This window comes from Peptoniphilus stercorisuis, assembly GCF_017874395.1.
Taxonomy (GTDB): Bacteria; Bacillota; Clostridia; order Tissierellales; family Peptoniphilaceae; genus Anaerosphaera; species Anaerosphaera stercorisuis.
In genome coordinates this window covers 26,445-43,011 of sequence record NZ_JAGGLJ010000002.1, presented here as the reverse complement: position 1 = coordinate 43,011, position 16,567 = coordinate 26,445, and the positions used below count along the sequence as shown (strand labels likewise).

Annotated in this window: 14 protein-coding genes; 3 read left to right on the top strand and 11 right to left on the bottom strand. The window is 27.3% G+C overall.

Translation table 11 applies throughout. The features are described 5' to 3' along the window. Positions 1 to 8 precede the first annotated feature (8 nt). The gene (locus J2Z71_RS01110; protein ID WP_210060010.1) at positions 9 to 158 is read left to right on the top strand and encodes a hypothetical protein; all 150 of its coding nucleotides are present in this window, start codon (positions 9 to 11) and stop codon (positions 156 to 158) included. Between the two features lie 44 nt (positions 159 to 202). On the opposite strand, the gene J2Z71_RS01105 is transcribed toward J2Z71_RS01110, so the two are convergent. The 4 genes from J2Z71_RS01105 to J2Z71_RS01090 form a co-directional block, all read right to left on the bottom strand. Continuing rightward, positions 203 to 940, bottom strand: a complete 738-nt coding sequence (locus tag J2Z71_RS01105; RefSeq protein WP_210060009.1) for a class I SAM-dependent methyltransferase — start codon at positions 938 to 940, stop codon at positions 203 to 205. Positions 941 to 978: 38 nt separating this feature from the next. After that, on the bottom strand, positions 979 to 1,674 hold the full coding sequence (locus J2Z71_RS01100) for a putative ABC transporter permease (RefSeq protein ID WP_210060008.1): 696 nt from the start codon (positions 1,672 to 1,674) through the stop codon (positions 979 to 981). 113 nt (positions 1,675 to 1,787) lie between these two features. Beyond that, positions 1,788 to 3,854 (bottom strand): elongation factor G, encoded by a 2,067-nt coding sequence (fusA, locus tag J2Z71_RS01095; protein ID WP_210060007.1) that lies wholly within the window; start codon positions 3,852 to 3,854, stop codon positions 1,788 to 1,790. A 370-nt stretch (positions 3,855 to 4,224) separates the two neighbouring features. After that, positions 4,225 to 5,577: an oxaloacetate decarboxylase subunit alpha gene (locus tag J2Z71_RS01090; protein WP_210060006.1), complete on the bottom strand. Its 1,353-nt coding sequence runs from the start codon at positions 5,575 to 5,577 to the stop codon at positions 4,225 to 4,227. 355 nt (positions 5,578 to 5,932) lie between these two features. Between J2Z71_RS01090 and brnQ the strand changes: the two genes are divergently transcribed. Then, a complete protein-coding gene (gene brnQ, locus J2Z71_RS01085) occupies positions 5,933 to 7,246 on the top strand; it encodes a branched-chain amino acid transport system II carrier protein (protein WP_210060005.1) in 1,314 nt (437 codons plus the stop codon). A gap of 13 nt (positions 7,247 to 7,259) precedes the next feature. On the opposite strand, the gene J2Z71_RS01080 is transcribed toward brnQ, so the two are convergent. Continuing rightward, positions 7,260 to 7,919, bottom strand: a complete 660-nt coding sequence (locus J2Z71_RS01080) for a helix-turn-helix transcriptional regulator (protein WP_210060004.1) — start codon at positions 7,917 to 7,919, stop codon at positions 7,260 to 7,262. Positions 7,920 to 8,058: 139 nt separating this feature from the next. On the opposite strand from J2Z71_RS01080, the gene J2Z71_RS01075 reads away from it, so the two are divergent. Further along, the gene (locus J2Z71_RS01075; RefSeq protein WP_210060003.1) at positions 8,059 to 8,631 is read left to right on the top strand and encodes a glutamine amidotransferase-related protein; all 573 of its coding nucleotides are present in this window, start codon (positions 8,059 to 8,061) and stop codon (positions 8,629 to 8,631) included. Positions 8,632 to 8,637: 6 nt separating this feature from the next. Here the strand turns inward: J2Z71_RS01075 and J2Z71_RS01070 are convergent, their stop codons facing one another. The 6 genes from J2Z71_RS01070 to J2Z71_RS01045 form a co-directional block, all read right to left on the bottom strand. Further along, complete coding sequence (locus tag J2Z71_RS01070) at positions 8,638 to 10,245, bottom strand: potassium/proton antiporter (protein WP_210060002.1); 1,608 nt, start codon at positions 10,243 to 10,245, stop codon at positions 8,638 to 8,640. A 100-nt stretch (positions 10,246 to 10,345) separates the two neighbouring features. Then, positions 10,346 to 12,175 (bottom strand): ATP-binding protein, encoded by a 1,830-nt coding sequence (locus tag J2Z71_RS01065; protein WP_210060001.1) that lies wholly within the window; start codon positions 12,173 to 12,175, stop codon positions 10,346 to 10,348. Next, a complete protein-coding gene (locus tag J2Z71_RS01060; RefSeq protein WP_210060000.1) occupies positions 12,172 to 13,122 on the bottom strand; it encodes a DNA double-strand break repair nuclease NurA in 951 nt (316 codons plus the stop codon). The genes J2Z71_RS01065 and J2Z71_RS01060 overlap by 4 nt, the downstream gene beginning before the upstream one ends. Position 13,123: 1 nt before the next feature. Then, positions 13,124 to 13,927, bottom strand: coding sequence for a 16S rRNA (cytidine(1402)-2'-O)-methyltransferase (rsmI, locus tag J2Z71_RS01055; protein WP_210059999.1), 804 nt, complete (start codon positions 13,925 to 13,927; stop codon positions 13,124 to 13,126). After that, a complete protein-coding gene (locus J2Z71_RS01050; RefSeq protein WP_210059998.1) occupies positions 13,928 to 14,629 on the bottom strand; it encodes a tRNA1(Val) (adenine(37)-N6)-methyltransferase in 702 nt (233 codons plus the stop codon). Positions 14,630 to 14,704: 75 nt separating this feature from the next. Next, positions 14,705 to 16,480: a DUF4153 domain-containing protein gene (locus tag J2Z71_RS01045; RefSeq protein WP_210059997.1), complete on the bottom strand. Its 1,776-nt coding sequence runs from the start codon at positions 16,478 to 16,480 to the stop codon at positions 14,705 to 14,707. Positions 16,481 to 16,567 lie beyond the last annotated feature (87 nt).

The following is a 16,567-nucleotide window of genomic DNA, read 5'->3' as shown; positions in this document are numbered from 1 at the left end:
GAGGTATTATGTTTAGTAAAATTGCAAAATATAAACTTAAAAGAGATGTTAAAAATTTCGGAAAAAGAAAAAAAGTAAGACTTAAAATAAAACCTTCAAGAGGTATTAAAATATTATTTTATAAAAATAGAATAAAACTTAGAAATGCACTTAAATAAGTAAAGGGAAGAACTAGTTCTTCCCTTTTTTTAGATTTAGAATATTAAATAACTTTAGCCTCAATAAAAATAAATCTTGGCTTAGTTAACATACTACCATAGTTCTTTTCATTTACAAGCCTAAACATTTCATCTGGCATTGGCTCTTCTAAATTTGTTATTACAAAATTATTTACAAAAAGAGCCGATAAAATTTCACTTAGAGACCTTGTGAAAAATTCCACTTCTACATCTCCTATAGAAGTTTTCCAAGTATCTTTTATAAGAGTTTTTTCAAAATAATTTTTCTTTTCAAAAAGCATATAGTCTAAAAATGGATGATGCATTGAAAACACTAGTTTTCCTCCATCTTTTAGCTTTTTCTTAAAATTATAAAATACCCTATCTAAATCCTTAATATAATGAAGAGTAAGAGAAGATACAATAATATCTAAAGAATTATCCTCAATAAAATCAAGTTCATTATTTAAATCAAATTCCTTTAAAAAAGCTCTTTTTCTATAAGATTTATTTTCTAACCTAAGACTTGTCATTTCAATCATATTTTTAGAAAAATCTATAGCATAAACTTTCTTAGCATTGTTTTTTAAAAAATAATCACTATACCACCCAGCTGCACATCCTGCATCAAGTATAGTTTTACCCTCTACATCTCCTACAATTCTAGTAAGATTTGGTCTTTCATAATAAGCATTAAAAGACTTATTATCCACTTCATTAAAGTAATATTCTGCCATCTTTTCAAAAGATACTAAAGACACAGACTCCTTATTTATTTTCATAAACCCTCCTTTAGTAAGGGCGTAATAGGTTTTTTTGGCTAATCTATTATATCATTATCCTTAAATTTTGTAGTTATCTTTTGCTTTTTCTTTTCTATATTTTCTTTTTTCTCATTAATCTCTTTTTTCATCTCTTCTTTAAACTCTTTTATATTTTTTCTAATCAAGTTTTTATTTTTTAATCTATCAGACTTTATTGTATAAACAAAATCAATACCCATAATTAAAATAGCTATAATTGCAGATATTTGCATAGTTTCTACACTATAATTATTAATGATTTTCTCAAGTAAAGGAATCATATAATAATAAATAAAAATCCCACCAAGTCCAAATCTAATAGACGCATCAGGAGTAATATATCCCTTGAAATTAATATGTCTTTTAGAATAATCCCAAAGCCTTAAATTAAAAAATTTATGCATAATAAATCCCCCAATGAGCTCCACAATTGTTGAGATAAAAGTTATTAATAAAAATATTAAAAGTGCCTTTATGCTTTTATTATTTACTATTACATCTAAAGGAATTAATTTTCCTATTGAAAAAATTGATATAATTCCTCCAAATCCATATATAGGAAGATATGGACCATGTAAAAATCCTCTATTTTCCATAGGTTTTCTATAAATTACTAAAAGAATTTCCTCATAAAGATATCCAATAACTGAAAACATAATGAATATTAAAATTTGGTTTTGCCACTGAAATAAATAATCTGCTACACTTCCCATAATTACCTCCTTTTTTAATATTATTTAATTATTACCCAATAGACTAAATAAAAATTTCATATAAATATATAAACATAAAAAAAGGGAGCCAAAGGCTCCCAATATAATCTTATTTATTTTTCTTTCTTCTCATTTGCCTCTGCTATTATTTCTTCTGAAATATTTGCAGGAACTTCTTCATATCTTACAAATTCCATTGAAAATGTTCCACGACCTTGAGTCATAGCACGAAGCTCTATTGCATATTTAAACATTTCCGCTTGTGGCGCTTCTGCAATTAGAAGTTGAATTCCACCAGCTTGTTGATCCATTCCAAGTATTCTACCACGACGTTTGTTCATATCTCCCATTACATCACCAAGATAATCATCTGGTACTTCTACTTCAACTTTCATAATTGGCTCAAGTAAAACTGGTTTTGCTTCTTTAACTCCCTTTTTAAATGCCATTGAAGCTGCTATTTTAAATGAAACTTCATTAGAGTCAACATCATGATATGATCCATCATATAATACAGCTTTTACATTTGTCATAGGATATCCTGCTAAAACTCCATGTTCCATAGATTCAATAATTCCCTTTTCAACAGCTGGGAAATAATTCTTTGGAACAGATCCACCAAATACCTCTTCTTCAAATACAAAATCTTCTTCAGTTGGTTCAAATCTAATCCAAACATCTCCATATTGACCTGCTCCACCAGATTGTTTTTTATGTTTACCTTGAACTTTTGCAGTACTCTTTATTGTTTCTCTATATGGAATAATAAATGGAATTATATTTACCTCAACACCAAACATATTTTTAAGTTTTTCAAGAATTACATCTAGTTGAACATTTCCTTGTCCACCTATTGTAAGTTGTTTTGTTTCAGGATTTCTTTCTATTACAAAACTTGGATCTTCTTCTCTAAGTCTTCTTAATGAAGTAGAAAGTTTTTCCTCATCACCTTTAGTTTTAGCTTCTATTGCATAATATAATACTGCACTTGGATATTTTATTTTTTTATATTTTATTATATGAGATTTATCACATAATGTATCTCCAGTTTCTGTAAATTCAAGTTTTGTAGTAGCTCCAATATCTCCTGCTTGAATTTCTGAAATTTCAAATTGGTTTTTACCTCTTACAATATAAAGACCACCAAGTTTTTCACTTTCTTCTTTTGTAGAATTAAATAATTGAGTTTCCTTAGTTATTTTTCCAGAAACTACCTTAAATAGTGAAATTTTTCCAACAAATGGATCTGTTATAGTTTTAAATACTACTGCTGAGAAAGGCTCTTTAACATCTACATGTCTTTCTTCTCCCTCTTCATATCTAAATCCTAAATGAGCTCTTTTGTCATCTGGTGCTGGCATATAATTTACTATAGTATTTAATAAAATATCTATACCAATTCCCTTTTCAGCTGAACCTACTAATAATGGAACTGCGTCTCCTTCTAAAAGAGCTGTTGTAAGTCCACGAAGTAAATCTTCACGAGTGAATTTTTCACCTGAGAAATATTTTTCCATAAGCACTTCATCAGATTCTGCTACAACTTCTGCAATTTCTTCATACATTCTTTCAGTTGCCTTAACTTGATCATGATTTAAATTTGTCTCCTCTGGAGCACCCTCTTTATATTTAAATCCCTTTTGATAAATTACATCTGTAACACCTACAAAATCTTCTCCCTCACCAATTGGCACAGAAAAAGGTATTACTTTCTTACCAAAAGCTCCCTCAAGCTCTTCCATTAGTTTTCTAAAATCTACATTTTCTCCATCAATTTTATTTATAAATATAATTCTTGGAAGGCCTATTTTCTCAGTGTATTTCCACATTCTTTCAGTTCCAACTTCTATTCCTGAAGTTGCATCTATAACCATTAGAGCTGCTTCTGATGCACGAAGTGCTGCATAGGACTCACCCATAAAATCTAGATATCCTGGAGTATCAATAATATTCACCTTATGATTTCTCCATTCTACTGGAATAACACTTGTTCCTATAGAGGTTCCTCTTTCCTTTTCTTCTTTTGAAAAGTCACTTAATGTATTCTTCTCAGATACATGTCCCATAGTTTTAGTTGCACCACTTTGAAATAACATAGCTTCTGTAAGATTTGTTTTACCACATCCACTATGTCCAACCAAAGCTAAATTCCTTACCTGCTCAGTACTATAAACTTTCATAACCTTCCTCCTATATGTAATATTTTTTTGCAATCGTTTTTATATTAACTATTATATCATAATTTGAAAATATTTTTCTTTATATAGTAATATAAAATCACAATAAACTTTTGTTTTAACTTTTATATTATATTTTATTAAAGATATTATATAAATAAAAAATATCCTCTAAATCACCTACATAAATATATATATCCAAAAACTACACAAAAACAACTAAAAAGTTAATTTTTTCTCAAAATACTTTATTTTAAGTAAATTTTATTATACAGTTTTAAGAAAACGTTTATGCGCACGCAAAAAAACTTGTAGATTATTTCAAATATAATTTACAAGTTTTTAATTAAAATACTTAAATATATAAGTATAATTATATATTTTTATACTTTTTTTCTAAAAATGCACGTCCAACTTCTGGAAATAGTGCATATGTTAATACATCTTCATCAGTTTTTGCAAGTGAACCTATTTCAGCCTTTGCTTTTTCAAAACCTGGTTCTAAATGATTTGCTGGCCTATCATTTATAGTATCAACATCTCCTATAATTGATTTTTTAAACTCTTCATTTATTTCAACTGGGCTCATTCCATAATATCCCTTTAAATAGTCTTTTATTTCATTTGGAACTATCTTATATCTTTCACCAGTTATTACATTAAAAGCAGCTTGAGTTCCAACCATTTGACTCATTGGTGTTACAAGTGGTGGATAGCCTAAATCTTCTCTTACTCTTGGTACTTCTGCAAGCACTTCATCAAATTTTTCTAATTGATTTAATCCTTTAAGTTGAGTATATAAGTTTGAAAGCATTCCTCCTGGAACTTGATATATTAATCCCTTAGGATCTATAGAAAGCATTTTTATAGGTAATATTTCATTATCTATATATTTATTTTTTATACCTTCAAAATAACTTGCAATCTCTTCTAAAACTTCTATATTTAAATCAGTATCATATCCCATTTCCTTAACTACCATATATAAAGTTTCTGTAGCTGGCTGAGAAGTTCCTCCAGAAAATGGTGATATTGCAGTATCAATAATATCTGCTCCTGCTTCTATTGACTTTAGATAAGTTAATGAACCCATTCCTGTGATTTCATGTGTGTGAATTTCTAGTGGAATACTTGTTACCTTTCTAATTTGTCTTACAAGTTCATAGGCTTCAAAAGGAGTTAGTATTCCTGCCATATCTTTAATACAAATACTATCTGCTCCAAAATCTTCAATTATCTTACACATATTTGCAAAATAACTAATAGTATGGACTTCAGAAACTGTATAGCTAATTGCAACTTGAGCTTCTGCTCCTGCTTTTTTTGTTGCAACTATTGATGTCTCTAAATTTCTTAAATCATTTAAAGCATCAAATATTCTAATAATATCCACTCCGTTTTTTACAGATAATTCTATAAATTTCTCAACAATATCATCTGGATAATTTTTATATCCAAGCAAATTTTGTCCTCTTAAAAGCATTTGAGTTTTAGTATTTTTTAGATTTGATTTAATATTTCTAATTCTCTGCCAAGGATCTTCATCTAAAAATCTAATACAAGAATCAAATGTAGCCCCTCCCCAACATTCAAGAGCTCTATATCCAGCTTTATCTAATAATTCTAGTGCTGGAGCCATATCTTCATAGCTCATTCTTGTTGCCATTAAACTTTGATGAGCATCTCTTAATATAGTTTCTGTAAATTCAATTTTTTTCTTTGCCATACTAGCACCTCTTAGCTATAATTTTTTACTTTTTGATTCTTGTAATTTTCTTATTATTTATAAATCAAAATTTTTATATAGATATATGTTATTATAAGTATTAAAATTTTTCTAATATAAGAATCTTATAAAGTTTTTAGTTTCATATTAATATACATATACTTATTTATCTCTTGTATATTATTACCCAGATAAAAGTATGTTTTTATATTATATATATTTAATAAATTCTTAAATATGTACCTCTTTAACCTATCTTTTAAACAATTCCTTTGATTTTTCTTATATTTTTCTTTACCTTGATATAGTTTTGTGGTATTATGTAATGCATACAAATTTTTTAAGGAGGTAGAGTATGAAAAAGAACTTCAATACCATATTGGTATCAGGACTAGCGTTGTTTTCAATGTTTTTCGGTGCTGGAAATCTTATTTTTCCACCAACACTTGGCATGAAAGCAGGCAGTTCATTTATTCCAGCAACTCTTGGATTTTTGATATCCTCAGTAGGTATTGTACTGCTCGCTGTTTTAGCTTCCACTAAAGCTGGTGGATCTATAGACAGCATTGCGGGAAAAGTTAACAAAAAGTTTTCAGTAGTATTTGGAACTTTAGTTATTCTTGCAATTGGACCAGTACTTGCCATTCCAAGAACAGCAGCAACGACTTTCGAAATTATACAAGGAACAACATTACCAGGATTAAATCCTATCGTCTCATCTATTGTATTTTTTGGAATCGTCCTCTTTTTCGTACTTAACCCTACGAATATAATTGATAGTCTTGGAAAATTTTTAACTCCAGTACTACTTATAGTCCTTACAATGATTGTTGTAAAAGGATTTATCACTCCACTTGGTACTATTGTGAATACTGGAGCAACTGGTGTTTTTGCTAAAAGTTTTGAAGAGGGATATCAAACTATGGATGCTCTTGCAGCACTTGTTTTTACAACTGTTGTTATTAAGGGTTTTGAGTCTAAGGGAATTAAAGATAAGAAAGAACTTATTTCTTCTACTATTTTTGCTTCTTTAATTGCAGCAGTTGGACTTTCTTTAGTTTATGGTGGTCTTTTATATATTGGTGCTACTATGTCAGGTCTTGGCGTAGAGAATCTAGACAGAGTATCTCTTCTTATTTTAGCAACTGATACTTTACTTGGAAATTTTGGTAAATATGCACTTTCTATTGCAATTGCCCTTGCTTGTTTAACTACTGCAATTGGACTTACTGCAACAGTTGGTGATTATTTTCAAGAATTATCAAAGGGTAAATTAAAATCAAAATATGTAATTTTAATTTCAACTGCTTTTAGTGGTTATTTATCTATAAAGGGTGTTGATAATATTGTAAATATTGCAGGAGGAGTATTATCTATTCTTTATCCTGTGGCAATAGTTTTAATTTTTCTAAATCTATTTCCAAATATATTTACAAAACACTCTACTTATATTGGAGCAGTTTTTGGAGCTTTTGTTCCATCTATCATAAGGTTTTTTATGAGATTTGGACTTGAATTTAAAATGCTTATTACTATTCAAGAAAACCATCCAACACTATACTCATTTATATGGGTAATACCTGCAGTTATATTTGGAATAATATTTACATTTTTTGCAAAAAAGGAAACTGAATCTGGAAATTTTAATAAAAAAGAACTTGTTCATTAACAAGTTCTTTTTTTTATTCTTCTTCTAATTCTTTTATATATCGATAAATAGTTTGCGTTGATATATCTAATAAATCAGCTACTTTATTTACAGCTCCTTTATATTTAAATACATCTTTTTGATAAAGTTCTCTAATTGGATTTCCCTCTTCCTCTATTTTATTTACAGGAATAGATCTATCCCAATATATAAATACATTCCTAATCATATCTTCTAGTATAGAATCTAAGGACAAATTAAAAAATTTATCTATTTGTTCTTCATTTTTTTCAAAACCATATAATAATTCCTTATCATAAAATTCTCTAAATTCAAGATATTTAGTTAAATCTCTATTTATTGACATAAGACCTATTAGTTCGCCTTCTTCAGATTTTATATAATATGTAGATTCTCTAAATACTTTTTGATTATTTTCATTAATTACAATATGATTTGTAGTATAGTCATTGCTATTGTACTCATCTTTCATAATTTTTTCTAATTGATTTTTATTTAATTTATCTCCCTTTTTTTTGCCAGACAAATTTCCATTTATAATATATAGTATTTCTCCTAAATCATTATCTATATCTATTAAAAGAATTTCACAATTTTTACCTGCAACTTTTGATAAAAATTTTATAACTAATATGTATTCTTTAAGAATCTTTAATCTATCTTCCCTTTCCATATTCACAACTCCTATATTTAGCATTAATTATTAAACTTGATTGTTATTGAGAATTATTTCTTAATGTAATGATACCCTTATTTATATTTTCCAACTACTAAAATTTATATTATAATATTTATAGAAATGAGGTGTTTTTTTGAAAGTATTAATCGTAGATTTTGGAGACTCTAGACCTGAAAAAATTAAAAATATTATTTCTGATTTTTCAACTGTATATATTACTATGTATGATAATGCATATGATTCTACCCTTGAAATAAATCCTGATAGAATTATTTTAGGTGATGGTATTAGAGATATTAAGGCTTTAGATGCTCCCAAAATAGATAATAGAATTTTTAAACTAAATATTCCAATTCTTGGTATTTGTTCTGGTATGGAAACTATGGTTATTGCCTTTGGTGGAGTTGTTGGAAATAAAAAATATCCCTTTGAAAAGGGACAGATAAAAACGAATATAGATAATTCTTCTAATTTATTTAAAAATCTTAAAAGCCCACAATTTACCCATATGATCCATGGCTATTCTGTCGAAAAAGCTCCAAAGGATTTTAATATTATTGCTAGTACAAAGGACTCTCCCATTGCGGCTTTTGAAAATACTAATTTAAATATGTATGGTGTAATTTTTCATCCTGAGGGAAGATATTCTCAATATGGAAAAGATATTCTTAAAAATTTCATCTTAAATATAAATAAAGAGCTCTAGAGCTCTTTATTTTATTTCTTTTAATACTGTATTATTTATTACTATAAAGTCATCTTCTTCAATAATTGTGTTTCCATCTGGAATTATTATTTCATCTTCTCTTTTTACAACTATAATAAGTCTTCCTCTGTCTAATTTTATTTCTGAAATTTTCTTTCCTATTAAGTTCTTATCTGCTTTTAATTCAGTAAGTTCTGTTGTAATTTCATTTGATACTGCACGAGCTGATAATATTAAAATATCTTCTTCTTTCATAATAGTATCTCCATTTGGAGCAATAGGTATGTCATCTCTTACTATTGATACTATTAATATTCCTGGTGGAAGACGCACTTCTTTTATTGATTGATTAAGCCAAGGATGATATTTATCAATACTTAATTGAATAAAACCAACTGGCTCTTCATCTTGATAGTCAGTAAATGTCTTCATAACATTTTCAGTATGATCTATCATATTTAATTTTCTAGAAAGTATTGGTATAAGCGACCCTTGAACAGAAATTGAAAGTAGTACTAGGAAAAACACTACATGGTAAATATCATTTTTCATATAAGCTGGGTCTACTGTTGCAAGTATTGCAAATACAATTGATGCTGCACCACGAAGTCCTGACCAAGATACTATTAATTTTTGTCCCATAGAAGCCTTAAAAGGGCTAAGAATTGCAAATACTGTAATAGGTCTTGCTATAAATGTTAAGAATAATGCAATTGCAAGAGCTGGCAATGCTATTGATGGAAGTCTTGATGGCCATGCTAAAAGTCCAAGTAAGAAAAATATTATAACTTGCATAAATCCTGTAACTCCATTAAAAAAATGAACTAAATCAACTTTATTTTTAAAATTTTGATTTCCAAGCATAATTCCAACTATATAAGCACTTAAATAACCATTACCACCTATTGCCTCTGGTATTGCATAGGATAATATTGCAACTGAAAGTACAAATACTGCATCAAAACCATTTATTTCAAAATCAAAATGTTTAAGTAAATAAATTGAAAGCTTAGCAATTATAAATCCTATTAAAAGTGCATATACAACTTGAGCAAATACCATATAGATAATTTTAGTACCATTGGCATTTCCATTCATTATTGAAAGTGTAATTGCTGTTAGCATATATGATGACGGGTCATTACTACCACTTTCAAGTTCTAACATAGAAGCTGTATTGTCTTTTAAGTTTAATTTTTTCGATCTTAGTATTGTAAATACTGAAGCTGCATCTGTTGATGAAATTACAGAACCCATTAACATACTTTCCCAAAAATCAAATTTAAGAACATAATAAGTAAATAGTCCTGTTAAAACTGCAGTCATAGCTACTCCAAGACTTGCTAGAAGAATAGCTTGAGGTGCAATTTTTTTAGCTTCCATCCAATTTGTTCCAAATCCTCCATAAAACATAATAAATATTAAGGCCACAGTACAAATTCTAGAAGCAAACTCATAATTGTCAAAAGGTATCTTTACTATTCCCTCAGATCCAAATAGTAATCCAAGGATAATAAAAGCAAGTAATGTTGGTATTCCAATTTTACTTGATGCTTTATTTAAAAAAACGCTAATCAGTATTATGATACCTATCGTTAATATATTTAAAGTCATATGTCACCCCTTTGTCTTTATTAAGATTATATCATATTGTAAACTAGTAATATTTAGACTATAAATTTATACCCTATTTTTATGAATTGTGGACATTTTTTTAATCCTCTTTTAATATATATTGTTTTCCAAGGAAATTTTCTTCTACATCAATTAATTTTTCTTCGTATAATACGCTAAGTTTTAATTTTAATTGATCTAATGTTATATTTATTGAATATTTTTCTGAAAGTCCTTTAATTACATCTAGTGAATTTAAAGACACATCTATTGGAAAATATTCTTTAATATATTCTAAAAATTCTTCATTTTCTTTATTTTTATATTTATTTAGCTCATCAAAGGGGTTTTCCTTATGAGGAGATCTTGTATTAGCTGCTCTAATTCTAACATAAGATGTTCTTCCCCTTTGAGATGATGAAATAAAAACATCTCCTGTGGACAAATACGGAAGTCTTTTTGCTTCATCAGTTGAAATATCTGTCTCCTCACGAATAGTGTCTATATCTGATGCTCTTACTGTTCTAAATATAAATTTAGTATTAAGTTGTGCTGTTATAGTTTCATCTAATAGAGTTGGCCTTTGAGTTGCAAGTATTAGAAATACTCCATACTTTCTACCTTCTTGTGCAATTTCTTTTAAAACTGCCTTTGATGGAGTCTCAACAGCCTTTGGAGCGAAGTTATGAGCCTCATCTGTAACTATTATAAATGGTGGAAAGAAATCTTTTACTTCTTGATTATATACCGCCTCTTTATAATCTCTTCTTTCATAATAAATTTTATTTAATAAATAAGTTGAAAATACTTGTATCATTCTAGTTGATCCTTGAATGACTATTAGTTTTCCTGCTTTTAATCCATCTATTACAGGATTTATATTTTGATTAAATATTCCCTCATGAAAAAGTCTATTAAGTCTCCAAATTATTCCTCTTACAGAAGCTGCTGGACATTTTGTAGAATATTTATCAAATATTTCAAGTCTTTTTTGCCATGTTTTTTCATCTTCTATTGAATCTGCATAATCTATTTTATTTTGAATTTTTTCCGTAGTTCCAAGATCTTGTGCTATAGATAAATTATCAAGTTTTTCAAAAAATGAATAATAACTATTTCCCTTTTTAAACATTTCATCTACAACATTATTCATAGAGTCTGTTAAATGAGATGCTGCATTAAGTAAATTTTTAATATCTCCACTTGTTAAGTCTTCAAATTTTATACCTACATCTCTTCCTATTTGAAGACATTTAAATTTATCTTTATAGTCTTTATTTGAACTTTCTGAAAAGTCCATTTCATAATGTGGGTCTAGTACAACTGTTGGAATACTTTTTTCCATTAACTCTTCAAGTATTACACGAAGTCCAAAACTCTTTCCTGATCCTGATCCTCCAAATATTCCAATATGAGGGTATTCATGCATTGTTTTATATTCTAATAAATATGGAAGTTCTCTTTGAGCATAAGTATTTCCATCTTCAAAGGTTTCACATAGATTTTTATATTGATCATCCATATCCTTTGTAAGATCATCTGTATTTCTTATAACACCTAGTACAAGTCCATCAACTGTATCTATTCCTATTAAGAGTTTTTTAACTTCACTAAATTCTGGAACTCTCACATCACTTCCTGTAAGCACTGGATAAAGAGCTTCTTTAGTAAGTCTAAGTCTTGCAATATATACAGTTTCATTATTTACATCATATCCCATAGCTCTTAAAGATTCTAAAACTGAAGCATCTACAAAATCTCCCCCTACATCTAAGGGAATATATCTATTAAAAGTTTTTGCCTCTACTACTTCTCCAAGAAGTTCACCTTGAACGCTATCTTCTACAATCAAAAACTCATTAATTCTAAAATTTCTATCTTGAGATCCTATATACACTTCCTGTTGCGATGTTATTCCTACAACTTTCATAAACTTCTCCTATCTCTTTCTGATACAAAAAATCTCTCATAAATATCTCTATCTAAATACTCTTCAAGCATTGTTTTAATAAGAGCATCTGTTATTTTTACCTCTTTATCAACAATATCTAGCCAAAGTGGCACACCTCTTGATGAATCAGGAGTTAAAGAATAAACTAAATTCGAAACATCTTCTATATATTCTCTTTGAGACTCAATAATATCAAGACCTATTGCATTTGCAGATTTACTAGTTCTTAAAAAAGCTGATACTAATCCATCTTCCTCTTCATATTTTTTATTATAGGAATCAAATATTTCAAGTATTTCACCTTTATTTAATCTTCCAAATAAAAGCTCTCTATCATATATACTTAAATCCTTTTGAAAAGCCCTTGCAATTATATTTGTCTTAATATCTTTTATAACACCAAAAAATATTATATCTTTTTCCTCACATAATTCTCTTAGCTCATTATACCTATCATTGTCATTTATCTTATATCTAATAAGACCTCCATCCATCATAAGCATATTTACTTTATTGTTTTTTACAAATTCTATTGCAACATCAAGCTCTATTTGAGCTAGCATAATATCCTTTGTCTTTCTTTCTTTTTCTTCACTGTCCTCTTCATTTGAGCTAAGCATTGGAGTATAGCATTCATTTAAAAATAAATCCTTACCTACTGTTGGCTTTGCCAATGCCTGAAAAAGTTCTATATAGTGAGGATATGCTCCACCAACTCTATTTGTAGAGCCATCTACTCCAACTACTATTCCAATATTATTAAGTTCTTCCTTTGAAAGTTTTTTTAATTTATTTATTTTACCAACCTTAGTTAAAATTTCTTTCTTAAAAGTTTCATTGTCCATTTTAAATAAATCACTATATTTATTTAGCAATAATTCATTTACATCTTCAATTTCTCTTTGAATACTTAAAAAATCATTCATATTAAACCTCTAAACTAATTTTATAAACTTCATTTTTTGGTATATCATATTCCTTTGAAATTTCCTTAACAGCTTGGGATTTTTTCATTCCACTTTCTAATTTTTCTTTTAAAAGTTCTTCTATATCTATTTCAACTTCTTCTTTTTCATAGCCATCTATAACTATTACAAATTCACCTTTTAATTTTATTTCATCAAAATTTTCATAAAAGTATTTTGTAGTATTTCTAAGAGTTTGCTCATACATTTTAGTTATTTCTCTTGAAATTGAAATTTTTCTATCTCCTAAAACTTCATATATATCAAATAAAGTTTGCTTTAATCTATGAGGAGCTTCATAAAAAATCATTGTATAGGGAAATTCTTTTAATGATTCTAATTGTTTTTTTCTATGAGAACTTTTAGAGTCTAAAAATCCATAAAACATAAAATGCTCACTGCTAAGCCCTGATAATACTAAGGCTGTAAGAGCTGCATTTGGTCCTGGTAAAACTGTAAAATCTATATTTTCTTTTATTAGTTCTCTTGCAAGAACCTCTCCTGGATCACTTATTCCTGGAAGTCCTGCATCTGTTACTATTGCAATATCTTTATCTTCTGATAAATCTATAATATATTTTGATTGCTCTTTTTCATTAAATTTATGATAGCTTATTAATTTTTTCTTTATTCCATAACTATTTAGAAGTTTAAGTGTAATTCTTGTATCTTCTGCTGCAATAATATCTACACTTTCTAAAACCTCCAATGTTCTTTTAGTTATATCCTTTAAATTTCCTATTGGTGTTGGACAAAAATATATCACTTAAATCTCCTTATTTTCATATACTTTTTCAAGTTCACTACTTCTTTTTTTATCTTCATAGAGAATTAAATCAGGAAGAATTTTTATTTCACATTTCCCTTCCTTTACAGCCTCTACAAAGACAAGATAACTTTCTTTATCTTTATCATTTTTTATAAATCTCAATTTTTTAGGCTCAAGCCCCTCAGATCTTAAAATAAATATTAAATCTACTAATCTCTTAGTTGGAAATATTAAAAAAAGTTTCCCGCTATTTTTAAGTAAATATTTAGCTGCTTGAATAAATCCCTCTATTGAATCACTATGTCTTGCAATTTCTTTTGATTTTTTATAATTTTTAAGACTTTTTGAAAAATACGGTGGATTCATAATAACTGTATCAAAACTTTGATTGTCAAAGTGCTTTTTCACATCAAATACATTTATATTCAAACTATTTATCTTATCTTCTAATTGATTTTCTCTAATTGATTTTTTTGAAATCTCATAAGAATCATAATTTAGCTCTATATTAGTAAAAGTCTTTATATTTTTATTATCTATTAATCTTAGTGAAATAATTCCACTTCCACTTCCTATATCACACACTCTTCCATTTGGTCTTGCAAGAGAAGTTAAAAGAAGGGAGTCTGTAGTATATTTAAAGACATTATCATCTTGAAATATTACATAATCTGTACCTGGAACAATATCTTTTTTCATTTTTCACCTCTTCAATTATTTTATCATAAATAGTATTTTTCTATATAAAAAAAAGACTTAAAGTAACTTTAAGCCTTAATTTTTAATATTTGTCAAAAGATAGAAACTACAACTATAATATTCTGAATCAATCTCTCCCTCATAGAAGTTAAGTGATGTAAATACTATTTTATATTCTATATTTCCAGATTTACCCTTTATTGATAAATCATCTGGATCTATAATTTCCTTTGTCTTTTTAAGAACCTTTAATTTGTTCTTAATATCTTTCATATTTATAGTTACTATTTCTTTATCTTTATCATCATCATTAAAGTATATTTCAATGAAATTTGATTTTCTTCTAATTTTATAGTTTCCAACTGTCTTAGATATATTTGAATCTGGATAAGAATCAATTAAAAGTAGTTTTGAATATCCATTTATATCTATTGAAACCTTAGCATCATAATTATAATACATATCATCATACTCTTCATAAGAATCTGTATGATCAAATCCAAATACTTCTTTCATACTTTCATCTGAGCAACTAAAATCACTTGGAACATAGTTAAGTTCATAATTTCTGTGACTATTACACATATATTTTACTATTTCTGATATTTTCGCCTTGTCATTATCTGAAACATCAGTTTTTGGAACTATTTTATTTCCATTTAACATATTATTTTTTAGCAGTATTTTCTTTAGTCTAGAATTTTGACTATTTGCAGACATATTATATGCTGAAACTTGTCCTATTGTTGAAATTAAAATTACTACAGATAATAATATTGGAATTGCTATATTTGAATTACTTCTATAAAATACATAATAAATCATTGAAGCAAGTGATAATATTCCTGCAGCTATAACAAAATATCTGTTTTCTGTAATTCCATAATCTCCTATTCTAAGTATTATTGAATAAAACATTACAAGTATTACAGGTATCATAAGTACTGGAAAGATTTTTCTAAAATCTCTTACAGATTTAGAATCTTTTATAATATCTAGTACAAATAAATATACTACTGAAAATAGAGAAAACCAAAGTATTAAATGAATTAATATATTTTTTGGAAGTTCTCCTATAAATATAAGTTTAGCAAAATATATATATAAAATTATTAAATATATTGAAAAAATCGGCATTAAAATATAATTAAGTAATACTCTTGTTGCCTTTGAAATTTCATAATTTGCTAATGAAGTTTCTCCCTTAGGAAAATTCGAAAGAAATATCCCTATATTAAATGGTATAAAAATACAAATCGAAGTATATACATAAATATTTGATGTGATTTTCAAGCCAATTAAGTGATGAAGTGCTGAGAAAATTGCACTTAGCCCTAAAAACAAAACTCCTGAATATAATAAAGATACAAATCCAGCTCCCATTATTTTTATTACATATGCTATATAATCCTTATGATAAAATAACTTCGCTATAAAAAAAGATGCTATTATAAAAAATAGCAATAAGCCAAAATATTTATAACTATTATCATAGGAAAATAGTGCTTCTTCAAAGCCTAACATATTTTCTTTTATTCCATAAAGTATTGGAACTGATAAAATAATCAAAACAATTTTTATTAATTTATATTTTTGTAAATCTTCTTCATTTTTGACTATTCCCTTTAGTCCCTCTAAAAAAAGATCTATAAATACAAAACAAAATGTTGCTATTAAAAATAAAAACCCATTTTTTGTATTGTTTCCATTATATCCACTCATTCTTTCAGAATAAACACCTAAGATAAAAAATAAAGCACTTAAAAAAGATGCTATCATTCCTACTGGAAATCTTTTAAAAGATGTCTTTGTATTATTTAGGGTTTTTTTAATATTAAAAATAAGTTTCATAATTCCCCCTTACCTAAGAATATAATAAACTAAAAGAAGTTTTTATACAATACTTTTAATTTTATTACAATATTTATAAAAAAAAGA